This is a genomic window from Oceanobacillus sp. FSL W7-1309, assembly GCF_038002145.1.
Classification (GTDB): Bacteria; Bacillota; Bacilli; order Bacillales; family Amphibacillaceae; genus Oceanobacillus; species Oceanobacillus profundus.
The window spans coordinates 680,496-703,336 of sequence record NZ_JBBOBX010000002.1; the positions used below are offsets into that span (position 1 = coordinate 680,496).

Annotated in this window: 23 protein-coding genes; 20 read left to right on the plus strand and 3 right to left on the minus strand. The window is 36.8% G+C overall.

Annotated features, from left to right (window positions below; genetic code table 11):
- The first annotated feature begins 41 nt into the window (after positions 1-41).
- From NST46_RS16025 to NST46_RS16055, 7 genes are all read left to right on the plus strand, one after another.
- The gene (locus NST46_RS16025) at positions 42-500 is read left to right on the plus strand and encodes a YpiF family protein (RefSeq protein ID WP_095308997.1); all 459 of its coding nucleotides are present in this window, start codon (positions 42-44) and stop codon (positions 498-500) included.
- 198 nt (positions 501-698) lie between these two features.
- Complete coding sequence (locus tag NST46_RS16030; RefSeq protein ID WP_095308999.1) at positions 699-1,211, plus strand: QcrA and Rieske domain-containing protein; 513 nt, start codon at positions 699-701, stop codon at positions 1,209-1,211.
- A 6-nt stretch (positions 1,212-1,217) separates the two neighbouring features.
- Positions 1,218-1,892, plus strand: a complete 675-nt coding sequence (gene qcrB / locus NST46_RS16035; RefSeq protein WP_095309001.1) for a menaquinol-cytochrome c reductase cytochrome b subunit — start codon at positions 1,218-1,220, stop codon at positions 1,890-1,892.
- A 15-nt stretch (positions 1,893-1,907) separates the two neighbouring features.
- Positions 1,908-2,681: a menaquinol-cytochrome c reductase cytochrome b/c subunit gene (locus NST46_RS16040; RefSeq protein WP_095309003.1), complete on the plus strand. Its 774-nt coding sequence runs from the start codon at positions 1,908-1,910 to the stop codon at positions 2,679-2,681.
- A gap of 76 nt (positions 2,682-2,757) precedes the next feature.
- Positions 2,758-3,333, plus strand: coding sequence for a DUF1405 domain-containing protein (locus NST46_RS16045; protein WP_095309004.1), 576 nt, complete (start codon positions 2,758-2,760; stop codon positions 3,331-3,333).
- Between the two features lie 166 nt (positions 3,334-3,499).
- The gene (locus NST46_RS16050; protein ID WP_095309006.1) at positions 3,500-3,772 is read left to right on the plus strand and encodes a sporulation protein YpjB; all 273 of its coding nucleotides are present in this window, start codon (positions 3,500-3,502) and stop codon (positions 3,770-3,772) included.
- 63 nt (positions 3,773-3,835) lie between these two features.
- Entirely contained in the window at positions 3,836-4,516 is a 681-nt protein-coding gene (locus NST46_RS16055) for a zinc metallopeptidase (RefSeq protein WP_095309007.1), read from the plus strand.
- Between the two features lie 385 nt (positions 4,517-4,901).
- Here the strand turns inward: NST46_RS16055 and NST46_RS16060 are convergent, their stop codons facing one another.
- On the minus strand, positions 4,902-5,774 hold the full coding sequence (locus tag NST46_RS16060) for a YitT family protein (protein WP_095309009.1): 873 nt from the start codon (positions 5,772-5,774) through the stop codon (positions 4,902-4,904).
- A gap of 165 nt (positions 5,775-5,939) precedes the next feature.
- On the opposite strand from NST46_RS16060, the gene NST46_RS16065 reads away from it, so the two are divergent.
- The 10 genes from NST46_RS16065 (at position 5,940) to nth (ending at position 17,603) form a co-directional block, all read left to right on the plus strand.
- Entirely contained in the window at positions 5,940-6,284 is a 345-nt protein-coding gene (locus tag NST46_RS16065; RefSeq protein WP_095309011.1) for a nucleotide pyrophosphohydrolase, read from the plus strand.
- Between the two features lie 15 nt (positions 6,285-6,299).
- On the plus strand, positions 6,300-7,094 hold the full coding sequence (gene dapB / locus NST46_RS16070) for a 4-hydroxy-tetrahydrodipicolinate reductase (RefSeq protein ID WP_095309014.1): 795 nt from the start codon (positions 6,300-6,302) through the stop codon (positions 7,092-7,094).
- A gap of 215 nt (positions 7,095-7,309) precedes the next feature.
- A complete protein-coding gene (gene bshA, locus NST46_RS16075) occupies positions 7,310-8,452 on the plus strand; it encodes an N-acetyl-alpha-D-glucosaminyl L-malate synthase BshA (RefSeq protein WP_251658880.1) in 1,143 nt (380 codons plus the stop codon).
- A gap of 2 nt (positions 8,453-8,454) precedes the next feature.
- Positions 8,455-9,654: a CCA tRNA nucleotidyltransferase gene (locus NST46_RS16080; RefSeq protein ID WP_341137472.1), complete on the plus strand. Its 1,200-nt coding sequence runs from the start codon at positions 8,455-8,457 to the stop codon at positions 9,652-9,654.
- Positions 9,630-10,625: a biotin--[acetyl-CoA-carboxylase] ligase gene (locus NST46_RS16085; protein WP_095309021.1), complete on the plus strand. Its 996-nt coding sequence runs from the start codon at positions 9,630-9,632 to the stop codon at positions 10,623-10,625. Before NST46_RS16080 ends, NST46_RS16085 begins: the two co-directional genes overlap by 25 nt.
- Positions 10,626-10,866: 241 nt before the next feature.
- Complete coding sequence (gene dinG / locus NST46_RS16090) at positions 10,867-13,668, plus strand: ATP-dependent DNA helicase DinG (RefSeq protein WP_341137473.1); 2,802 nt, start codon at positions 10,867-10,869, stop codon at positions 13,666-13,668.
- Positions 13,669-14,049: 381 nt separating this feature from the next.
- Positions 14,050-14,559, plus strand: coding sequence for a cell wall elongation regulator TseB-like domain-containing protein (locus NST46_RS16095; protein ID WP_341137474.1), 510 nt, complete (start codon positions 14,050-14,052; stop codon positions 14,557-14,559).
- Between the two features lie 231 nt (positions 14,560-14,790).
- Positions 14,791-16,083 carry an asparagine--tRNA ligase gene (asnS, locus tag NST46_RS16100; protein WP_095309101.1) on the plus strand — a complete coding sequence of 431 codons (1,293 nt, stop codon included), beginning with the start codon at positions 14,791-14,793 and terminating at the stop codon, positions 16,081-16,083.
- Positions 16,084-16,255: 172 nt separating this feature from the next.
- Positions 16,256-16,945, plus strand: a complete 690-nt coding sequence (locus NST46_RS16105; protein ID WP_095309027.1) for a DnaD domain-containing protein — start codon at positions 16,256-16,258, stop codon at positions 16,943-16,945.
- 4 nt (positions 16,946-16,949) lie between these two features.
- Positions 16,950-17,603: an endonuclease III gene (gene nth, locus NST46_RS16110; RefSeq protein ID WP_095309029.1), complete on the plus strand. Its 654-nt coding sequence runs from the start codon at positions 16,950-16,952 to the stop codon at positions 17,601-17,603.
- Positions 17,604-17,686: 83 nt separating this feature from the next.
- Here nth and NST46_RS16115 read toward each other — a convergent pair whose 3' ends face one another.
- Together NST46_RS16115 and recU are read right to left on the minus strand one after the other, a co-directional pair.
- On the minus strand, positions 17,687-20,428 hold the full coding sequence (locus tag NST46_RS16115; RefSeq protein ID WP_095309031.1) for a penicillin-binding protein 1A: 2,742 nt from the start codon (positions 20,426-20,428) through the stop codon (positions 17,687-17,689).
- A gap of 18 nt (positions 20,429-20,446) precedes the next feature.
- Complete coding sequence (gene recU, locus NST46_RS16120; RefSeq protein WP_095309034.1) at positions 20,447-21,031, minus strand: Holliday junction resolvase RecU; 585 nt, start codon at positions 21,029-21,031, stop codon at positions 20,447-20,449.
- Positions 21,032-21,686: 655 nt separating this feature from the next.
- Here recU and NST46_RS16125 point away from each other — a divergent pair.
- From NST46_RS16125 to NST46_RS16135, 3 genes are all read left to right on the plus strand, one after another.
- Positions 21,687-21,884 (plus strand): hypothetical protein, encoded by a 198-nt coding sequence (locus tag NST46_RS16125; RefSeq protein ID WP_095309036.1) that lies wholly within the window; start codon positions 21,687-21,689, stop codon positions 21,882-21,884.
- An 81-nt stretch (positions 21,885-21,965) separates the two neighbouring features.
- Entirely contained in the window at positions 21,966-22,316 is a 351-nt protein-coding gene (locus NST46_RS16130; RefSeq protein WP_095309038.1) for a DUF1798 family protein, read from the plus strand.
- A 57-nt stretch (positions 22,317-22,373) separates the two neighbouring features.
- Positions 22,374-22,775 carry a cytidine deaminase gene (locus tag NST46_RS16135; protein WP_095309041.1) on the plus strand — a complete coding sequence of 134 codons (402 nt, stop codon included), beginning with the start codon at positions 22,374-22,376 and terminating at the stop codon, positions 22,773-22,775.
- Positions 22,776-22,841: the final 66 nt, after the last annotated feature.

Genomic DNA, 22,841 nt, shown 5'->3' on the forward strand with positions numbered 1-22,841 from the left:
TAATAGTACACAATTATCGTTATAGAAAGGATGATACAGCGGTGAAATGGAGAAAAGCAGATCTTCAAACATATTTCCAGAGTAAAGAATACATAGATTCTATTGTAGTTCCTCTAGTCCCGTTTGGTATTGCAAATGATGAAGAGTCAGAAAAAGCAGCTATTCAAGCCGAGATGATTACCCTCCTCTCACACGAACTCGAAAAAGAGTTAACCGGAAGAATGTTACTAGCACCACATTATTCTTACTTGAAGTCAATTGATAAACAAACAGAGGTAGCCCGATTGAATAGGTGGTCGGCAGAAATGAAAGAACAGCCTTTTAAGCATATCTTTCACTTAACATTTGACCCAAGTTGGAAAAAGCATGAGCAGGAACTAGAAAGTACCCTGTTATGGATACCGGCTGTACAAACAGGAGAGTTGAACTCAAAAGAAATGCATAAAACCGTCCGTGAACAAGTTGCTCAAATGGTAGAGTTAATTCGTGCATATTGGTAATAATAGATATAGTAGAAGTATAAAAAACGTCATATTTTAGTGTGTCAGTAATTAAAAAATTCTCGATAATGTGTCATCTTTTGTTTGTGAATATTGTTTTATATTGACCGAATAAAAAGATTGCGCTATCATGGTATTGTCCTAGTAATCTGATTAAAAATGATATGTCCGTGATTATGGTAAAGAGGGGGGAAAATCATGAGTGATGAAAAACAGCAAGTATCCCGAAGACAGTTTTTAAATTATACGCTTACAGGGGTAGGAGGATTTATGGCAGCGGGGCTACTTATTTCTCCAATAAGGATGGCCATTGATCCAGTATTAAAAGAATCTTCTGCAGGAGACATGGCAAACGTAGGTTTATCAGTCGACGATATTACAGCAGAGCCACAGCGAATCGATTGGACGATTGATCAAGTTGATGGCTGGTATGAATCTGAAGTAAATCGCGCTGCATGGGTTTATCGAAATGAAAATGATGAAATTGTAGCTTTTTCCCCAGTATGTAAACATTTAGGTTGTGTTGTTTCATGGGAAGGTAGTGACCAGCATCCAAACGAATATTTCTGCCCTTGTCATGATGGACGCTATTACAAGGATGGTACCAACGTTCCAGGTACACCTCCATTAGCTCCTCTAGACGAATATGAGCAGGAAGTAAGAGATGGAATGCTATTCCTAGGCGAACCAAAACCAAGAGGGGAGGCGTAATGACGAATGTTACAGAAAATATATGATTGGATTGATGATCGTATTGATATTACGCCGATATGGCGTGACATCGCAGATCATGAAGTACCAGAACATGTTAACCCTGCTCATCATTTTTCTGCATTTGTGTATTGTTTTGGTGGTTTAACATTTTTCGTTGTGGTAATTCAAATTCTTTCTGGAATGTTTTTAACAATGTATTATGTTCCAGATATTGAAAATGCATGGAAGTCCGTTTACTATCTGCAAACTGAAGTAGCTCATGGGCAGATTGTAAGAGGTATGCACCATTGGGGTGCTAGTGTTGTAATTGTCATGCTATTATTACATACCTTACGCGTATTCTTCCAAGGTGCTTACAAAAAACCACGTGAACTTAACTGGATGGTCGGTGTATTAATCTTCTTCGTTATGCTCGGCTTAGGTTTTACTGGTTATTTATTACCTTGGGATAATAAAGCATATTTCGCAACACAAGTTGGACTAGAAATAGCTGAACAAGTTCCATTTATTGGACAAGAATTGAAAACTTTACTGGCTGGAGATGCAACCATTGTTGGTGCCCAAACATTAACAAGATTCTTTGCAATTCATGTATTCTTCCTGCCGGGAGCATTATTTGCGCTATTAGCAATTCACTTTATTTTAATTCGTAGACAAGGTATATCCGGACCACTATAAAAAGGAGGGTAAGTGATGCATAAGGGTAAAGGTATGAAGTTTGTTGGGGATTCTCGAATCTCTGCTGAAAGAAAACCTAATATACCGAAAGATTATTCTGAGTATCCTGGAAGAACAGAAGCTTTTTGGCCCAACTTTTTATTAAAAGAATGGTTGGTTGGTGCAGTATTTTTAGTTGGATTTTTATGTTTAACATTGGCACATCCATCACCATTAGAGGGGATGGCCGATCCAACTAATGCGTCGTATATACCATTGCCAGATTGGTACTTCTTATTCCTATATGAACTATTGAAATATGAATTTGCAAGTGGAGATTGGACATTAATGGGGATACTAATCCTTCCAGGGCTTGCATTTGGTGCGTTATTACTTGCGCCGTTCTTGGATAACGGTCCTGGCCGCAGACCACACCAACGTCCAGTTGCAATTGGAATGATGCTACTTGGATTAGTAGCTGTTATATGGTTAACCTATACATCGGCAGCACATGTTGATTGGGAAGGCCGTGCTGAAGCGAACAAGCCAGTCCCACAAGCAGAAGTGACAATTGATGAGAGTCATCCTGGATTTGCAGCTTATGAAAATAGCTGTTTAGCATGTCATGGTGCTGAATTAGAGGGTGGCGCGGGGCCATCTTTAGTAGGAATTGAACTTAGCGCCGAGGAAATTGCTACGATTGCTGTAGATGGTATCGGTACGATGCCAGCAGATCAATTCCAAGGAACAGATGAAGAGTTAGAGCAGTTAGCCGACTTTATCATCACAGTAAATGAATCAGCTGAATAATTGCTTTTTAAAACACCTTTACCATTAAAATTGGTGAAGGTGTTTTTACATCGGAATGACAGGAAGGATAGGAAGAATGATTAAATATATATTACTAGACAAGCGATTTATTTTCTGCCTTTTTCTAATTAACTTTTTGGGTACCATTTATGGTTATTATTGGTATAAGGCGCAGCTTTCCATAACGCCAAGTATTTTTCTCATCTTCGTTCCAGATAGTCCTACTGCAAGCTTGTTTTTTACCATTTTTTTGTTGTTCTTTCTTTTCGGTAGAAATATTCCGTATGTGGAAGCTCTCGGTGTAGTGACCTTACTCAAATACGGTACCTGGGCGGTTGTGATGAACCTACTTACATTAATCATTGAAGGATCACTAAGCTGGCAAGGGTATATGTTAATGGCTTCTCATGCAGGAATGGCAATCCAAGGGCTTTTGTATGCTCCATTCTATAAAATTAAATTAAAACATATTGCAGTCGCTGCAATTTGGACTTTACATAATGATGTTATAGACTATGTATTTGAAATGATGCCAATGTATTCTTCTTTGACAAAGTACATGAATGAAATTGGTTATTTTACCTTCTGGCTAAGTATCCTTTGTATCTTTATCACGTATTGGTTAACAATTCATCGAAAAAAATTGATATAAGTGGTTGTTGTTCCAATAGCCATTAAAATGGCTTCGAGAACAAACGGTATTCATCGGATTAGTTTTTTGACTTCCTTATTAAAGGAAGTATTATAAACTTAACTGTTATATACCGAGATCTTTCCTCATACACTTCAAGTAATAATAAAAATATGAGGTGATCTCTATGGTAAACAGATTAAAACTGCTTGTTCGGGTCACAGCTGCGGTACTCATAGGGATAGGGTTAAACATTTACTTTGGAGTTGTATGGATTGAAGCGAGTGTGGGAAATACTGAACATATAGTTGAAAAGCAGTCTGGTATTACTCCGTTTATTTGGGCAGCTATAATTGTTGGTGGCTGTATAACAGCTACATTATCCTATGTAAGTTGGAGAAAATATAAAGCAGAAGTAAAAGCAAGAGAAGCACGTAATAAGGATAAATCAGTTGACTAATACATTAAATTTGACTAAAATTGACCTTAGAAAGTATTTTAAACTTCTAATGGAGGAATGCAAATGAGTTTAGGGAGTTACTTGATTTATATTGCTATATTAATGATTGTACCAATATGGGCGCAATCGCGAGTAAAAAGCACGTACAAAAAGTATTCAAAAAAGCCAACATCATCTGCAATGACGGGTGCTGAAGTTGCCCGCAAAATTTTAGATGATAATGGACTTTATGATGTTCAAATAGGACGAACAAAAGGAACATTAACTGACCACTATGACCCGCGAAATAAAGTAATTAAACTTTCTGACGGAATATACGATGGTCGCTCTATGGCTTCCTCTGCTGTAGCAGCTCACGAAGTAGGACATGCTATTCAAGACCAGCAGGAATATGCATTTTTGAAGTTTAGAAGTGCATTGGTACCTGTAGCAAACTTTGGTTCCAACATCTCCCTTTTCTTGATCCTTGGTGGTATGATATTAGGAGCCATGAACTTAGTACTATTTGGTATCATCTTTATGTCCGCCGCGGTATTATTCCAACTTGTTACACTTCCTGTAGAATTTGATGCATCTAACCGCGCGATGGGGCAATTAGTTTCTTCAGGAGTAATTCGAAATAATGAAGAACGAGAAACAAAGAAGGTTCTGAATGCCGCAGCTTTAACATACGTAGCAGCAGCACTTGTAGCGGTAGCGGAACTTGTTAGATTTATATTGATTTATCTTGCCAGCAGAGAATAGTATGTAAAAACGATCATTTGCTGAACACCATTTTAGGTAAATAAAGTAGAAAAAAGGATGACGCTACGGGTCATCCTTTTTTCTATCTGCTCAGGAAACTATAAAAGGCTTAGGCGCACTTATACCCTTGTGGTGACATCGGGCATCGTCTCCAATTAAAAGGGTGGCCGATTAAAACCAGACTACGCCTGATATCGGCATACCCCTAAATTGGCATGTTTCCTTTTAGATGAACGATGACTTTCGCCCGTGTAGACGAAAGTCATCGTTCATCTTATACTTTGGAGTGAATCTCCTGTGTAGGAATGTTCGACTCATCGAACACCAGAGTTCGGGGCGCAGTCCGTACGTCGCTATCCGGCGTCCCGATTGTGTTCTTGCTTGCTTAATCTTGTATCGGATTTTTATTCTCATCGAGAGTAAAGCCTTCACCAAGCACATCGTGTACGGTCGTTACAGCGACAAATGCGTGTGGGTCTATACTGTTAATAATCGCTTTTAATTTTACAATTTCGTTTCTTGCAACAACACAATAAAGTACATCTCGCTTTTCACCTGAAAAACTACCGCGCCCATCTAATACAGTTACTCCTCGATCCATTGAAGTAAGAATTTTTTCTGCGATTTCATTGCTTTTCCCTGAGATGATGGTTGTTCCTTTAGCTGAATAAGCTCCTTCTTGAAGGAAATCAATTACCCGAGCACCAACATATACAGCGACAAGTGTATACATACCTTCCACTAAATCTAATATTACAAATACGGATGTTGCTATAACAATAAAGTCGAATAAAAACATTGTTCGGCCCATACTCCATCCGACATATTTGTTCACCAGTCTTGCAATAATATCAACTCCACCTGTTGTTCCTCCAAAACGGAATATAATTCCTAGGCCAACACCGATGAATACACCAGCAAATAAAGCAACCAACGTCATATCATTTTCTAACGGGACATTAAATTGGTAGGTCTGAAAAATCCTTAGAAAAACCGAAACCATAACCGTTCCAAGTATTGTATAAATAAAGGTGTTTTTTCCTAAAAATTTCCACCCAATAAAAAACAGTGGAACATTTAATATAATATTGGAGATAGCAGGATCCCATTCCCATAGAAAATAAAGCAGCAATGTAATTCCGGTAAAACCACCTTCACCAAGGTTATTCTGCATATTAAAGTGAACAATACCAAATGAAAAAATGGCGGCTCCTAGTACAATAAAAAGTATATTTTTAAGTCTTAACCCTTTTAGCATCTGCATAACCTCCAGATAACGATATCAATTTCGTAGAAGAATTAAACCTCTTCTTATTATAGTCAATTTCATTTTGAACAACAATTTTATTTTCCCATATAAAAAATTTGTCAAACGTGTAGCTTTTAGCTAACATGAAAGGAGAACAAAAAGGAAGAAGGGAATATCATCGATACACCTACATATAGCACAAAAGAAATACAACAACGGGTTGATGCTTATATTTCTCAGTTTAAAGAGGGATACTTTTCACCTTTATCTCAAATGGCAAGATTAACAGAAGAAATCGGTGAACTTGCCAGGGAAGTAAATCATTATCATGGCGAAAAGCCAAAAAAAACTTCTGAGAAAACACATACTGTTGAAGAAGAACTAGGGGATATCTTATTTGTTCTCGCTTGTTTTGCAAATTCATTAGATATCGACCTTTCCGAGTCATTTCATATGGCGATAAGTAAAATTGAGACAAGAGATAAAGATCGTTGGACTCGTAAAAATGATCAGAACTAAAGGAGAGAGAAATTGATGACAATAAATATTATTTTAGCTGGACCAAGAGGCAGAATGGGTCAAGAAGCAGTAAATATGGTGAATCAGGAATCCGACTTTAAATTAGTAGCTTGCATCGATCGGAAAAATGGTGGTAAAGAAGTTAAGGATATTGCGGGTTTACCTCCATTACATGTACCAGTGTACGAAAATGCAAAAGAATGTTTTGAAGCAGTAAAAGCTGATGTTTTTATCGATTTAACTGTACCCGAGGTTGGCTACTACCATACAAAATTGGCATTAGAAAATAATATAAGACCTGTAGTTGGAACGACAGGATTTACAGATGAACAATTAAATGAGCTAGCGGAGCTTGCAAAGTCCAGTAATTTAGGTTGTATTATTGCACCCAATTTTGCAGTTGGTGCTGTACTAATGATGAAATTTTCCCAAATGGCTGCCAAATATTTTTCCGATGTAGAAATAATTGAAAAGCATCATGACCGAAAATTGGATGCCCCTTCTGGGACTGCAAAGAAAACAGCAGAATTAATCAGGCAATCTAGAGAATATAAAAAACAAGGTCATCCAGATGAAGAAGAAACAATAAGAGGTGCACGTGGCGCTGAAATGGACGGAATGCACATTCATAGTGTTCGATTGCCAGGGCTTGTTGCACATCAGGAAGTGATTTTTGGAAGCCCTGGTCAAACCCTATCCATCAAGCATGACTCTTTAAACCGTGAATCATTTATGGATGGGATTAAACTTTCTGTTAATCATGTTATGGACATGAAGGAGCTTGCCTACGGACTGGAAAACATCTTGTAAGTCATATTAGTAGGATGAAGTTGAATTTAGGATAGTACAAATTCTAAAATCCAGTCAATATATAGTGATGTATTCTTATAGCTGTGAATATCTTCTGTTATGCTACATTAATCATAAAAAACAGAGGAAAGGCATTCATTGGCCTAGAATTGGTGGGTGTCTTTGTTTTCTAAAATGTAAAAAGTGAGAGTAATGGTATAGAAAGAAGGAGAAATGTGAAAAAAATAGGGATTACATGCTACCCAAGTGTAGGTGGATCAGGAGTAATTGCAACAGAACTTGGTAAACTGCTCGCTGAACAGGGAAATGAAATTCATTTTATTACGTCTAGCATTCCTTTTCGGCTAACGAAAATTCACCCCAGAATATTTTATCATGAAGTGGAATTAAATCATTATCCGGTTTTTCAATATCCACCATATGATTTAGCACTTGCAGCAAAGATGGCTGAGGTTATCGATCAGCAAAAACTTGATATCCTGCATGTTCACTATGCAATGCCGCATGCTATATGTGCTATCATGGCTAAGGATATTGCAGACCACGATGTAAAAATAGTAACAACCCTTCATGGAACGGATATTACCGTACTTGGTATTGACCAAACCTTTAAAAAGGTGATTAAGCACGGAATCGAAAAATCGGATGCTGTTACTGCTGTTTCAAAGAGTCTTGTTAAGCAAACAACTGAAATGCTTGATGTAAATAAAGAGATAGCGACAATCTATAATTTTGTAAATGAAGAGGACTATTATAAGCAAGATGTCCCTGCATTAAGGCAACAATACGGAATATCAAACGATGAAAAAGTGCTTATCCATATCTCAAACTTCCGAAAAGTAAAACGCGTACGAGACATCATATATGCTTTTAAACAAGTCCGAAATGAAGTCAAAAGTACATTACTACTTGTCGGCGATGGACCGGAATACCCTGATACGGTACAACTCGTAGAGGCACTTGGGTTAAAAGAGCATGTACGTTTTTTAGGAAAACAAACAAATATAAGTGAATTATTATCCATATCCAATTTAATGCTGCTATTATCAGAAAAAGAAAGCTTCGGTCTTGTTCTACTTGAAGCAATGTTATGCGGTGTACCATGTATTGGTACCAATATAGGTGGGATCCCTGAAGTGATTGAGCATGATAAAACAGGGTATTTGGTCGAGCTGGGAGATACTGATTCTGCAGCAAATTATGCAATTGAAGTGCTAACAGATAATCATTTAATGCGTCGTCTTTCGGAAAATGCTTTAATACAGGCTAAAGAAAAATTTGCGTCAGAAAAAATTGTAAACCAATATCAGCATCTATATGATACTGTTTTAACATCCAATATAGAAAATGGTGATTAACCATGCTACCAGGAGCATTTTTACAGGCAATACCAGTGCTTGAACATATTGAAAAACATCAGCACAAAGCTTATTTTGTAGGTGGATGTGTACGTGATTATTTGTTAAAGCGCCCTATCGGTGATATCGATATTGCAACCTCGGCATCACCTTCATTCATTCAGAAAATTTTCCCAAAGGTGATTCCTGTTGGTATAGAGCATGGAACTGTAATTGTACGGCATAATCACGAATCTTTTGAGGTAACTACATTCCGTATCGATGGAGATTATACGGATAAACGACACCCCGACTCAGTCGTATTCATCGACAATATTGATAAAGATTTAGAGAGACGGGACTTTACCATAAATGCACTAGCAATGGACTTAAATGGTAATATGATTGATTTATTTGACGGAATCCACGATATTGAGAATCGAGTTATTCGAACAGTAGGAAATGGCTATGAGCGATTTACGGAAGATCCACTTCGGATTATACGTGCGATTCGCTTTTCAAGTCAGCTAGGATTTACAATTGACCCGAAAACCTTACAGGAAATGAAGGAAGTAAGCAGTGAAATTAAAACACTTGCAATTGAGCGGATTGCTAATGAATTTTCGAAGCTATTTGCTGGGAATGATGTTAACCAAGCTTTAACTTATGTGAGGAATTTGCAAATCGAACGATACTTACCTGTATTTTGCGATTCCCCTCAGATTCTTTTCTCATTGCCGGTATCAATAACACCATTACAATCCTTTGCCGAAGTTATTGCGCTATTCCATCTTGTCAATCCAAAGATAGAGGTCATTCGGTGGGTCAAGGAATGGAAATGCTCGAACAAAACAAAACAAGGGGCACTCCGATTAGTCGAGGCTTATTCTTATTTCGAAACGCATGGCTTGGATCGATGGCTTATCTATCAATTAACACCGTCTTTATATAAAGGTTTCATACGAATTAGCGAAAATTTAACACAAACAACAGTTAGCTTGCACAAGTTGGAAGCAATTGAACAACAGCTTTCCATTCGTTTGAAAGAAGAGCTGACAATTGATGGATATGATTTAATGGCGATTTTCCCCGAGAGGAAGAGAGGGCGTTGGATACAAGAATTACTAAATTGTATTGAATATAAGGTTGTATCCGGTGAATTAAATAATAATAAAAAAGAGATAAAGGAGTGGATAAAATGGAATCCACCCGAGACCGATTGATTCAGCTCCTCGCAGAAAACGGAGATGCTTATATTTCTGGACAAGCTCTATCCGATGCGATCGGCATCTCAAGAAATGCTGTTTGGAAGCAAATGAAAGAACTCGAAAAAGATGGTTACCAAATCGAAGCTAAATCAAGAATAGGTTACCGTATAACTGAATTTCCAGATAAGTTAAGTAGTAATACACTAAAATGGGGACTCCGTACAGAGTGGATTGGAAAGAAGATTATTCATCATCCGACAGTAGATTCTACACAAGCAATTGGACATCAAGCAGCTCGTGAAGGGGCACCACATGGCACGATAATTGTTGCGGATGAACAAACTGGCGGAAGAGGAAGAATGAACCGATCATGGCACTCTGCAAAGGGACAGGGTATGTGGTTAAGTCTCATTCTAAGACCTAAAATCCCACCTACCCATGCATCTCAGCTTACATTATTAGCAGCTACTGTTTTAGCAGATGTATTGGATCGATATGATACTATTCAACCATTTATCAAATGGCCCAATGATATTCTGATTAACGAAAAGAAGACAGCAGGAATCTTAACGGAAATGCAGGCAGAACAAGATCAAATTCAATACATTTTAATCGGGATTGGTTTAAACGTAAATCAAGCGCGAGATGATCTACATCAGGATATCCAATCCAAAGCAACGTCATTGCGAATTGAAACAGGCAATGAACTATCCATTAAAAATATTATCCAAGAGCTGTTAATTGCTTTTGAAGCTTCCTTCGACAACTATATAGCACAAGGATTTTTACCAATTAAAAAGAAATGGGAAAGCTACGGTTTCAAAATGGGAGAAGATATTATTATCAAAACATTTAAGGATCGTTGGAGAGCGCCGTTTCTTGGGATATCTGACGATGGTGCACTCTGTACAGAATCAATGGAAGGTAAACCAATCTCACTTTATTCTGCTGAAATAGAGTGGTTTGATGATAGTAGCATGAAATAAACAGCTGAAACCTTCTTAACCTCAGCAACAGTTAGTAGTTGACGTTGGTAGAAATCCTGCTATCATTATTATGGAGCTCATTATTCTGTAAAAGGTATGGGCATACCACTAAGTTAACAAACTCTTATCAATATATACGATAAGAGTTTTGCTATTAATAAATAAAAGGTCTGAAAAAATCGAATGAATTTAATGAGAATAACATTTAGTTAAACCGGACTCAGAAGGTAAGGTGGATCAGGTGAATAAATTTGTCGTAGTTGACTTGGAAACAACAGGGCATTCTCCTTTAAAAAATGATAAAATAATTGAAGTTGGTATCGTTGTTATAGAAAATAACGAAATCACGGATACCCGTACAACCTTATTTAATCCGAAGATACCAATTCCACCGTTTATTTCTAATTTAACCGGGATTTCTGATCGTGATGTGGAAGATGCACCGTTATTTAATGAGAAGGCTGATAAAATAGTTGATATTTTTAAAAATAGTTATATAATCGCTCATAATGTAAAATTTGATCTTGGTTTTTTAAACACAGAACTTGCAGCTAATGGAAGAGATCGATTGACAAATCCAGTTTTAGATACGGTAGAGCTTTCACGAATACTATTTCCTCAAGCACCTAGTTATAAACTTGGACAGTTAGCGGAACATTTGGATATTCATCATGATGACCCTCACCGAGCACTGTCCGATGCATATGTTACTGCCAAGTTATTTTTAAAACTGATGGACAAATTAAAGACTTTACCATATGAAACGATTGCCCAATTATTAAAACTGGAGAAACTATTTATTTCCGATCTCCACGAAATTTTGTCAAATCAAATAGATGAATTGGCATTTGCAACTGCCGAACCTGAAGAGCTAACAATTTATCAAGGTCTTGCATTTAAAGAGGCAACGGAGACAAAAATAGAGACACCTAATTTAAATCAGTCCTTTGGTGAATATCTTGATGGAATTTATGAAACAAATGGTTCTATGGAGAAGCAGATGAAAGGGTATGAAAAAAGAACTGGTCAACGTGAAATGTCAGAATTAATCTTTGACTCCTTTCAAGCTAACTCACATGCATTGATTGAAGCTGAAACTGGAACAGGGAAGTCGCTGGCATACTTAATTCCTGCAATTTTTGAAGCGGTAAAGTCAAATCAAAGGCTAATTATTAGTACATATACTACACAATTGCAAAGTCAATTGCTGGAAGAAGAGATTCCTGCTTTAAGAAGGCTGATTGCCATTCCGTTTCAGGTAGCACTCCTAAAGGGAAAAAGCCACTATATTAGCTTAGAAAAATTTGCATATGAGTTACATGATAGTTCAAACGACAACTATGATATTGCGTTAACAAAAGCAATGCTACTGATATGGTTAACGGAAACAGATACTGGAGATATTGACGAAATACAGTTACCATCAAGTGGATATTTTTTCTATCATAAAATATCCACGGATGCAGAAGGAAAGGTAGAGCCTTTCTCTCCATGGTACTCAAAGTCCTTTTATCAGAAAGCCCGCAGAAAAGCGCAAAAAGCTGATATTGTGATAACGAATCATGCATTACTATGTACAGATATGTTCAATGATTATCAATTCTTACCAGCATATGAAAAAGTAATTATCGATGAAGCACATCACTTTGAAGAAACTGCATCACATCATTATGGAATGAAACTTGATTACAACAATATACAATTTACCTTTAATCAGATCGGCCGGACGCATGATGGTAAATTATTTAGTAAGCTTGTATCGAGTTATTCATTGACAGATGTGGATGTTCCACTAGAAAAATGGGATCACCTATTTGATCAGGCAAAATATGAAATTGATGACTTATTTCAAAGCTTATATCAATATGTAGTGTCTCAACATAAAAACAATAAATCATTAAGTGATATCGGTAGATTACAATACCGACTTGATGAAGAAAAAGAAACAGGACAAACATGGGATGCAATTCAAGAAATGGTAACAAGGCTTACATTTTTTATTAGAGATCTTATTCATGTCCTTGCACTTATGGAACAGCATTTAACGAAAAAGAAGATAATGGACAAATATGATAAAGAAGAATTAGATGGTATTACGAACACATTTGAGGACTTTATTGATCGATTGGAACTGTTTTTCTTTATTGAAGGAAACGTTCCACATGTTAAATGGATTGAAATTGATACAAAAGGCACCAAAAATGTGGTTTATTTATATAGAGAGCCAGCAGAGGTTTCAGAACTACTTGCTAATGATTTTTTCCAAAGTAAGAAAAGCGTTATCTTGACAAGTGCTACATTGACGATGAAGAACTCATTCGATTACATTCAGAAAAGGTTAGGGTTAATTACGGATCGATTAATAACGAAGAAAATAGCGTCGCCTTTCTCCTATAAGAATCAAGTTCAATTACTTGTTCCAAATGATTTTCCAGATATTAAGTATGGAAACATTGATGATTTTATTTACGCTACATGTGAAGCAATATTGTCTTTAGCTGAAATTACCGAGGGTAGAATGCTCGTCTTATTTACATCGTACGATATGTTGAAGAAATCCTATACACTTTTAAAAGAAACGATTGATACAGGTAAATATGTCTTAATTGGACAAGGAATAACGAGTGGTAGTAGGTCAAGACTAAAAAAGAATTTTCAAACCTTTGATCATGCGATTTTGCTTGGAACAAGTTCATTTTGGGAGGGTGTTGATATACCAGGTGACGATTTGTCGTGCCTCGTGATCGTTAGACTTCCATTTCAGCCGCCAAACCATCCAGTGTTTGAAGCGAAGTCTAATCTGTTAAAAGAAGCCGGAAAAAATGCATTTATGGATTTATCATTACCAAATGCCGTTATTAAATTTAAGCAAGGATTTGGCAGGCTTATCCGTTCATCAAGTGATAGAGGCATTGTTTTTATTTGTGATGCCCGTATCATTAAAACACGGTATGGCAAATATTTCACAGACTCAATACCAGACGTACCTATTTCGTTTAATTCCACACAAGAGTTACTGGATAAAGCAGAAGAATGGTTTTAAACAACAACAGCGGGAGCCTGTAGCGGTATAAAGGGAAGAGTGAAGTCTCGCTCGCAGGAGAGGGACGAAAAAAACTACTGATGTTATTACACCAGTAGTGAGTGAAGATGTGATATGGGTTAGGTTTTTTGGTCAAATTAACAAATTAAAGCAAAGTCTTCGACTACTGGATTATTGTAGTTGTGCTTTTTAATTCGACGTTGCTTTTATTGTTTACATCCTTACAAGAGCTATGTATAGTAAAAATATCTAAAATAGAAACACAATTGTTGGAGGGATGTTGATGAATCAATATACAGTAAGTTTATTTTCAAATACTTTTGTTGATTGTTCGCATCATAAAGTTAAAAATTCAATCTATAGGCTGAGTTATTAATAATGATGAATAAATCAAAATGGCTATTATGGAGCTCATTGACCTTACTTATTATCCTTATTGCATTAGGTATTTATGGTATCGTTCTCTACAATAACTTATATGATAGCAAGACAGCAGGATTTGATGAAACAAGCAGGCAGATCCTAAGTCAAACGTCTATTACAGAAATAGAAAAAATTGAGCAATATAATGGCTCGGCGGCTTATCATGTTTTATTTGGAAAAAATGATGCAAATGAAGAAAAGCTTATTTTTTACCCGCTCGAAGGGAATGAAAAAAGCTTGACAACGATTGACAAATCTGAAATATTGACAGAGGAAGAAATCATTGAAAGATGGCAAGCAGAATGCGATAGCTGTGAGCTCATCAAGGTCACACCTGCATTGGAAGAAAACGAAGCATTATGGGAAATTGCCTATAACGACATGAATGATGATTATGTGCTTGACTATAAGTCCATCTATGATGGATCCGACGTCCATATGTATCGCTTTAAAAGAATGTTTAATTAGTGCTAAACCCACCCAGCGTTCTAAGACGAGCTATTTATCACGCATTACCTCAAAGATTGAGAATAAAAAATGTAAAGAAGAAGGATAAAACAGCTCGTAAATTCCTGACTCTGCACAAGGGCCTGTGGCTCTCCCTTGTGGTGCTAACATTCAGTGGGGAGGAAAGAAAGCCTTCACTGAATGAGTTTCATTTTATGGAAAAACATTTTAGTATTTGGAGGAAATATAAATATGAAAACAACTATTTCACAAGCAGCAAAACATAAAGATCAAGAAGTAACAATTGGTGCTTGGCTTACAAACAAACGATCTAGTGGAAAAATTGCTTTTTTACAATTACGTGATGGAACAGGATTTATTCAAGGAGTAGTCGTAAAGAATGACGTATCAGAAGAAACGTTTCAACTAGCAAAAAGTCTTACGCAGGAAACCAGTATGTATATTACCGGTAAAATTGTTGAGGATACAAGATCTTCTTTTGGCTATGAACTACAGGTTAGTGACATTGAAGTTATTCAGGAAGCAGTTGATTATCCAATTACACCTAAAGATCACGGTACTGAGTTTTTGATGGATCACCGTCATTTATGGTTACGCTCAAAGAAACAACATGCTGTGATGAAAATCCGAAATGAAATTATTCGTTCAACATACCAATTCTTCAATGAAAATGATTTTGTAAAAATTGATCCGCCAATTCTTACAGGATCTTCAGCAGAAGGAACAACTGAATTATTCCATACGAAATATTTTGACGAGGAAGCATACTTATCACAAAGTGGTCAACTTTATATGGAAGCAGCAGCAATGGCGTTTGGTAAAGTGTTTTCATTCGGACCAACCTTCCGTGCAGAAAAATCGAAAACGCGCAGGCATTTAATTGAATTCTGGATGATTGAACCAGAAATGGCATTTGTCGATCATGAAGAAAGCCTAGTAATTCAAGAGAATTATGTAAGCTATATCGCTCAGTCTGTACTGAAAAATTGTAAACTTGAACTAGAAGTTCTTGGACGAGATACAACCAAATTGGAAAATATTAAAGCACCATTCCCTAGAATTACGTATGATGATGCGATTGAATTGTTAAAAGAAAAAGGCTTTGATGATATCGAGTGGGGAGAAGACTTTGGAGCTCCGCATGAAACAGCAATTGCTGAAAGCTTTGATAAGCCTGTGTTCATTATTAATTATCCAGCAGCGATTAAAGCATTTTATATGAAGCCTCATCCAGAACGCTCTGATGTCGTCCTTTGTGCAGATTTAATCGCACCAGAAGGCTATGGTGAAATTATTGGTGGCTCACAGCGTATTGATGACTTAGCATTAATGCAGGAAAGGTATGAACAGCACGGACTGACAGGACCAGCATATGAATGGTATTTAGAATTAAGTAAGTATGGAAGTGTACCACATTCTGGATTTGGATTAGGTCTAGAACGTACGGTTGCCTGGCTGTCTGGGGTTGAGCACGTAAGAGAAACGATTCCATTCCCTAGATTGCTTAATCGTCTATATCCATAAGCAACCCTTAAAATCCCTTGCAAAATTATAAGCAAGGGATTTTAATTTCTGTTTAAGGACTTGCTGGTCTGTCTTGTGGTGCTTACATTTGGGGGGATCCTACTAAATAAGCTCCACTTTATGTTAGAATATACCTTTCATGCTATACTTAAAATAGAGGTGCAGACAAAACATGACAAATAAATTTTCATTACAACAAATTATTCTCAATCAATTACAGGTACCAATCGAATTGCTTTCTAAGTATAAGCAACTAGGGTTAAATGAAAAGGAAGTAATGCTTGTTCTTCAATTACTTCGTTATCTACAAATTAGAAATGATTTTCCTACACCGTATGAGCTTTCTCTTCATGTAACAATGGATGAGCAAGAATGTGCAAACTTATTGCGAAAATTAGTCAAAAAAGACCTCCTTTCCATTGAAAAAAAAGAAAATGAAAGTAAGCAATTGAGTGAAGCTTACTCGCTGGATCCCCTTTGGGAAAAGCTATTTTCAAAAGAAGAAATTCAAGAAGAGCATTCGATTGATACGATTGGTACCATATTTATTGTGTTTGAACAAGAATTTGGAAGACCATTATCTCCTTTTGAGATAGAAACAATTAATGCTTGGATTGATGAAGATGAAATAACCCCAGCATTAATCAAAGCTGGCTTACGTGAATCTGTGTTAATGGGAAAGCTTAATTTTAAGTATATTGACAGGATACTTCGAGAATGGAAAAAGAAAGGGATTCATTCTGTTGACCAAGCTCGTAACGCAAGCAAAAAATTTCACCTAACCCAATCAACTTCCAATCAAGAAAATATACCAAAACGCGACACATCATTCTACTATAATTGGCTAGAGGAGGAAGATTGAGACAATGTTAACGAAAAAGCAAATAAGATATTGCCTTGATGTCATGGAGGAAATGTTTCCGAACGCAGAAGGAGAGCTTGTCCATTCCAATCCATTTGAACTTGTTATCGCAGTTTTGCTATCTGCACAATGTACAGACAAGCTTGTAAATAAAGTAACGGCAAACTTATTTAAGAAATATAAAAAGCCAGAGGATTATCTTAACGTGACACTTGAAGAACTGGAACAAGATATAAAGTCAATTGGGCTTTACCGAACGAAAGCTAAAAATATAAGAAAGCTTTGTCAAGTTTTACTCGATAATTATAATGGGGAAGTACCACAGACAAAAGAAGAATTAATGAAGTTAGCAGGAGTAGGAAGGAAAACTGCAAATGTAGTTGCTTCCATTGCATTTAATGAGCCAGCAATTGCTGTGGATACACATGTCGAACGGGTTTCCAAACGGCTAGGTATATGCAGGTGGAAGGATTCTGTGATCCAGGTAGAAGAGACGCTTATGCGTAAAGTGCCAAGAGATGAATGGAGTGTTACACATCACCGTATGATTTTCTTCGGGAGATACCACTGTAAGGCAAGAAACCCAAATTGCCCAGAATGTCCACTGCTTGAGCTTTGTAGAGAAGGGCAAAAACGAATGAAAAAAGCGATCATGTAATTTTAGGGAATCGAAATGAATAATTTGCTTTAAATAACGAAAAAAGAGGTAAACTTTGCTAGTTTACCTCTTTTTCGTTATCGTTATTCTTCAGATTCTTCCTGGTCTTGCCCTTGGTCTTCTCCTTCACCTTGTCCTTGATCTTGGTCTTCTCCCTGACCTTGGTCTTGTTCAGGCTCTTCTTCGTTTTCTTCCTCTTCAGGCTCAACGCCTTCGTTTTCTGCTTCATTTTCATTAGCTTCTTCTTCCGCAGGGACCTCAACAGTGGTACTTTGAGAATCACCACGAGTATTATTCGCCCCAATTGGGGTAACATTAATTGTGTAGGTTTGTCCTGGTGCTGCACCACTGATTTCAATTCCATTCGATTGAACAGTTTGTGTCTGACCGTTTACAGATACTTCAAAGGACGCATCTGGTCCGTCATAGTTCCAATTTACATCAATGATTGAAGATGCTGCAATATACTGTGCTGTTAAGCCGCTAACCGGCGGGATATCTTCCTCTTCATTTTCTTCCTCATCTTCTCCTGGAACTGTGACAGAGGTAGTACTTGGATCACTTTTCATGGAACCATTTACTGCGACAACCTGTATTTCATAAGAAGCCCCTGGTTCCACTTCAGTAATTTCCATTGATGTATCTTCTGTAGAGGATAGGTTTTGCATTTGACCACCGTCTACACTTGCGCTTACTTCAAAGCTAACGTCGTCATCAGCACTATAATTCCACTCAACCTGAATGGCGTTCGATTCCTCATCATAAACCGCGTTTAAGCCGGAAACTGAATCTAATTGATCGAATTTCTCTGATGTTTGTTTCGGCTCTGTTCCTTTCACAAATAACTCGGTAATTTTATCTGAGTCTGGTGTATACTCACTCGGTAATGCAGGTGGGTTAGACCCTTTCTCAACGGTAACCTCTACAACCGAATCGGGTTTTGCAAAATCAGGTGTTTCAATTCCTTCGGATATTTTTTGCATGGTGTTTTTAAATAATGCCTGCGCGATACTTGTATCATTTAATGGTGCCCGCTTTCCATCTTCTGTATAGCCGCCAGTCCAGGCTGTAATCGTATAATTGGTACTATATCCAGCAAACCATGAATCTCGATTTTCGTTTGTCGTACCAGTTTTACCAGCTACTGGAACACCAGGTACATTTGCTGCTGTAGCAGTACCACTCGTAACAACTGATTTTAACATATCCGTAACCATATAGGCTGTGTAATCGGACATTGCTGCAGTTGAATCTGGAGTTAAATCAACTACTCTTCCGTCTGGGAATTCAACACTTGTTACGGCATAAGGCTCTGTATAAATTCCTTGATTGCCAAATGCATGGAATGCTCCAGCTAATTGAAGTGGCGTTACATTTGTTTCAGTTCCACCAATAGCATCTCGAATGTTCATTTGATCATTAGGGAATTTGATTCCTAGTCCTTCAGCAAATTCTTGTGCCTTATCAATTCCAACTTCATCCAGTAACTTCAAAGTCGGTACGTTCAAGGATTGGTTCATTGCATGGCGCATTGTGATCCAACCAGCATGGCTTCGATTCCAGTTTCTAACCGGAGAAGAACCAGCAATTTCATATGGTGCATCATCATTTAGTTGATGATAGGTCGAAAGCTTATTATATTCAATAGCTGGACCAAATGACATAATCGGCTTGGCTGTTGATCCGATCTGACTACCATCACGAATGGCGTAATTGAATCCTTGAACTCCTTCATTATTTCTGCTACCACCTATCGCCTGAATGGCACCACTTTTTGTATCTAAAACAGTCATAGCTGCTTGCATGTTATCATCAGGATAGTTGATCGGATTCTCCTCACTGTCCGTAAGTAAAAATTCTACGTATTCCTGTGCTTTTGGATCTATTGTCGTATAAACCTTCAAGCCATCTGAATAGATATCTGCATCGCCGACTTTTTCTCTAACCTCTTTATCTACCTGTTGGAGGAATGCTTCATACGGTGTTGGGTCTGGACGAGATTCAACCAATAGGGAGGGGATATCTACCTCTCTAGCTTCGTCAGCTTCTTCTTCTGTAATTTTCCCATGTCTAACCATTAATGTTAGCACCGTATTCATTCGCTTTTCTGTTAAATCCGGATTTTCAAAAGGATTATATGCAGTTGGACGTTGGGGTAAACCGGCTAGTATGGCCACTTCTGGTAACGTTAATTCATGTAAATCCGTTTTACCAAAATAGTTTTTCGCTGCCTCCGCTACACCATATGCTCTGTTACCGTAAAAGACTTTATTTAGATAGAATTCTAAGATTTCTTCTTTGGAATATTGTCTTTCCAACTGTAATGCCAGCCATTGTTCCTGTACTTTTAAACTTATTTTCTTGTCAGGTGGTAAAAATGATTTCTCAACGACCTGATGCGTAATTGTACTAGCACCCTGGGAACCAAAGCCGTCCGAAATATTTGCTAATATTGCGCCGCCAAGTCTTCGTAAGTCAATACCTGAATGTTCAAAGAACCTCGCATCCTCCGTAGCAGTTACTGCGTCTATTAATTCTTGAGGTAAGTCTTCATAAGATACTTTTGTTCGTTTTTCATCTCCACTTAGACTTGCGAATTCTTCCCCATATTTATCATAAACAGTAGAGGAGAAAGTATCTTCTAATTTTGTTGGATCCAATTCTGGAGCTGTTGCAATCCAATACGCCCCTAAGGCTGCGCCTCCTACTCCTAGTAATAAAAATATCAGGAGAAAGGAAAATAGTACTTTCTTCCAAATAGGTTTCTTTTTCGTTTTCTTCTTTTGTTTTCTTCTAGCTGCTCGACTCTGGCTATTATCTGCCATCGTTCAATACCTCCGTCTCTAAAAATAAAGCTTATCTATAATCGATAAATAATCAATACGCTTTTGAAAATGGAATGGAATTAAAAAGCTTTCCTGCTGAATCTTTTCATAAGAAATAGATTTTTTCCCATTATTTAATTTGTCGTTCCAAAACTGGAAAAGTTTCTTTGCCTCTAAAAAATATGTTTCATCATAGGTTGCAAACCGAATAATAATAAAGCAAATCCCGCCTTGATTAACAATTGCTTTCATATGTTCTATCTGGTGATCATGTATGTTCGCTAACGGAAAAAGCGTTTTGTTTTTTGTTTCCTTTGCTTCAAAGTCAATATATTTACCTTGATAAATACCATTATAATCTGTAGTAGAAGCTTGCTTAAAATATGCTTCTGTAATAACAGCTGCACTTCGTTTTGGATAATTGACATTTACAATTTGGACAGGTGTCGGTTTTTTGTGAATGACTGCTTTACCTGTATCAAGATAAAATTGATTCGTAATATTAATATCCTCTTCTAAGGACATCCCTCGGTTGCTAAATGTATTTTTATCTTGCTTTATCCTAACTGGCATCAGTTTTTTTTGCCCATTTGGATAGTTCAAAAGATATTCCCTCCCAACATATGAAAGTATAATATCAGAAAAAGAGGTAAATGATAACTTTAAACCACAAAGAATAGCTTATTTTATTTGTATCGCATGCAAATAAAATATGTAGCTAGTACTTTATTATATCATGATATAACAATTTAAAACCGACCACATTATTGACAATTTAACGATTGTTTCGTCAGACACCTTCCATTCTTTATTGTACATAATTTCACAATTGATTCAAGTTTATAACAGTGATAAGAAGAAATATTAATGTAACGATAGGGATTTTTGTATGGGTAGAATAACAATTTAATTTCTCCAATAGTAATGTAAGTATGTAAAAGGATTTGTGTTGATAAACCACACAAATCCTTTTACATACAATAATTATTTTATTTAAGTAGATGGGCGGTTTGGTCCATTCAGTTTCTTATCACCAGTTTTTAATGATTTTTCTTCACGACCAGCTGCATTTTTGCGTGCGTTCTTCGATTGTTTCAACCATAACACCTCCTTTGGTTCTAGTCTGTCTCATTTTAGTGAAAAAATAACCCTTTACACTAGTTTTGTAATATTGCTTCTAGTTTTGTCGAAGGAGAAGGGGAGTAACCTCTCGTTGGAGAATTGTAGCATTATCAAATAAAAAATTAAGGGTGATATTATGTCCTATCCTTTAAAAGAACAAACTGGTATTAGCAAAAGTAAGGCACATCATACACTACAACAAATGGAGAATCAGTTAAGACTTATTGATCAAAAACTAAAAGTGCATGTGGACCGCGAAGTGTGGATGCACTTTCAAAATGAGATTCATCAAATTGACTTTACCAAATCGTCAATTGAGAAAATGAGGGCCTGAAAGAAATAGATGCCTTCTTGACATAAAAATGGTAAAGTAGGGTATAAACAGTTATAAACAAATTAAAGGCGGAAATACAGCATGGAATTAAAAAAACAAACAGAAAGTCTGAAAAATCATCTCAACCAGTTAAAGGAAAGATTTGAGCATAATGAGGCACCTGCAGACAGTCGCGATAAGGCATTTTTTTTGAAAGTAAAAGAAGAAACCTTGCCAGTGTATACATTGTTGGAAGAATGGGAAGCATCTGCATTAAAAGTTGTTAAAAATAGAGAAGCAAAAGTGCATCCCCACCAAATAACGTCAACAAAAGAAAATATGGAACTTCTCTTAATGCACAGTTATTATATTGATGCACGTAGAAAACGATATATGGAACTATATACTTCCATTTTGTATGTGTTTGATTTACTGTTAGATGATATACCGTAATATATATTTCCTGGAAGTAACTTTAATAACTTGTAATAAAGCTAAAGGATGAGTGGAATGTCAACGAATAAACTAATTGAAGAAGCAATTAAAATAAGAGAACGCGCTTATGTCCCGTATTCAAAATTTCAAGTAGGTGCAGCGTTGCTTACTGAATCAGGGAAAATTTATACTGGATGTAATATTGAAAACGCAGCATATCCTGTTGCGTGTTGTGCTGAGCGTGTAGCAATCTTTAAAGCTATATCAGAAGGAGAGACAAAGTTTCAAGAGCTAGCTGTTGCAGCGGATACTGCAAGACCTGTTCCACCATGCGGGTCTTGTCGTCAAGTAATGAGTGAGTTCTTTGACAAGTCGATGCCAATTCATTTAACAAATCTAAAAAAAGAAATAAAATCGTTTACCATGGAAGAATTACTGCCATTTTCGTTTGAAACGAACGATTTACTTAAAAATTAAAGAATATTATACCTACTAAAGGTAGTCATTTTTCCTTATTTACGAAAAATAAAGGAGACTGATATT

What these genes read in the sequence shown, in the direction of transcription:
- nth (WP_095309029.1), top strand. Translation starts at nt 16,950, where the DNA reads ATGTTAACGAAAAAGCAAATAAGATATTGCCTTGATGTCATGGAGGAA.
- NST46_RS16045 (WP_095309004.1), top strand. Translation starts at nt 2,758, where the DNA reads ATGATTAAATATATATTACTAGACAAGCGATTTATTTTCTGCCTTTTT.
- NST46_RS16085 (WP_095309021.1), top strand. Translation starts at nt 9,630, where the DNA reads ATGGAATCCACCCGAGACCGATTGATTCAGCTCCTCGCAGAAAACGGA.
- NST46_RS16055 (WP_095309007.1), top strand. Translation starts at nt 3,836, where the DNA reads ATGAGTTTAGGGAGTTACTTGATTTATATTGCTATATTAATGATTGTA.
- NST46_RS16125 (WP_095309036.1), top strand. Translation starts at nt 21,687, where the DNA reads ATGTCCTATCCTTTAAAAGAACAAACTGGTATTAGCAAAAGTAAGGCA.
- NST46_RS16060 (WP_095309009.1), bottom strand. Translation starts at nt 5,774, where the DNA reads ATGCTAAAAGGGTTAAGACTTAAAAATATACTTTTTATTGTACTAGGA.
- qcrB (WP_095309001.1), top strand. Translation starts at nt 1,218, where the DNA reads ATGTTACAGAAAATATATGATTGGATTGATGATCGTATTGATATTACG.
- NST46_RS16050 (WP_095309006.1), top strand. Translation starts at nt 3,500, where the DNA reads ATGGTAAACAGATTAAAACTGCTTGTTCGGGTCACAGCTGCGGTACTC.
- dapB (WP_095309014.1), top strand. Translation starts at nt 6,300, where the DNA reads ATGACAATAAATATTATTTTAGCTGGACCAAGAGGCAGAATGGGTCAA.
- NST46_RS16130 (WP_095309038.1), top strand. Translation starts at nt 21,966, where the DNA reads ATGGAATTAAAAAAACAAACAGAAAGTCTGAAAAATCATCTCAACCAG.
- NST46_RS16040 (WP_095309003.1), top strand. Translation starts at nt 1,908, where the DNA reads ATGCATAAGGGTAAAGGTATGAAGTTTGTTGGGGATTCTCGAATCTCT.
- NST46_RS16105 (WP_095309027.1), top strand. Translation starts at nt 16,256, where the DNA reads ATGACAAATAAATTTTCATTACAACAAATTATTCTCAATCAATTACAG.
- NST46_RS16080 (WP_341137472.1), top strand. Translation starts at nt 8,455, where the DNA reads ATGCTACCAGGAGCATTTTTACAGGCAATACCAGTGCTTGAACATATT.
- asnS (WP_095309101.1), top strand. Translation starts at nt 14,791, where the DNA reads ATGAAAACAACTATTTCACAAGCAGCAAAACATAAAGATCAAGAAGTA.
- NST46_RS16135 (WP_095309041.1), top strand. Translation starts at nt 22,374, where the DNA reads ATGTCAACGAATAAACTAATTGAAGAAGCAATTAAAATAAGAGAACGC.
- NST46_RS16095 (WP_341137474.1), top strand. Translation starts at nt 14,050, where the DNA reads ATGAATAAATCAAAATGGCTATTATGGAGCTCATTGACCTTACTTATT.
- NST46_RS16115 (WP_095309031.1), bottom strand. Translation starts at nt 20,428, where the DNA reads ATGGCAGATAATAGCCAGAGTCGAGCAGCTAGAAGAAAACAAAAGAAG.
- NST46_RS16030 (WP_095308999.1), top strand. Translation starts at nt 699, where the DNA reads ATGAGTGATGAAAAACAGCAAGTATCCCGAAGACAGTTTTTAAATTAT.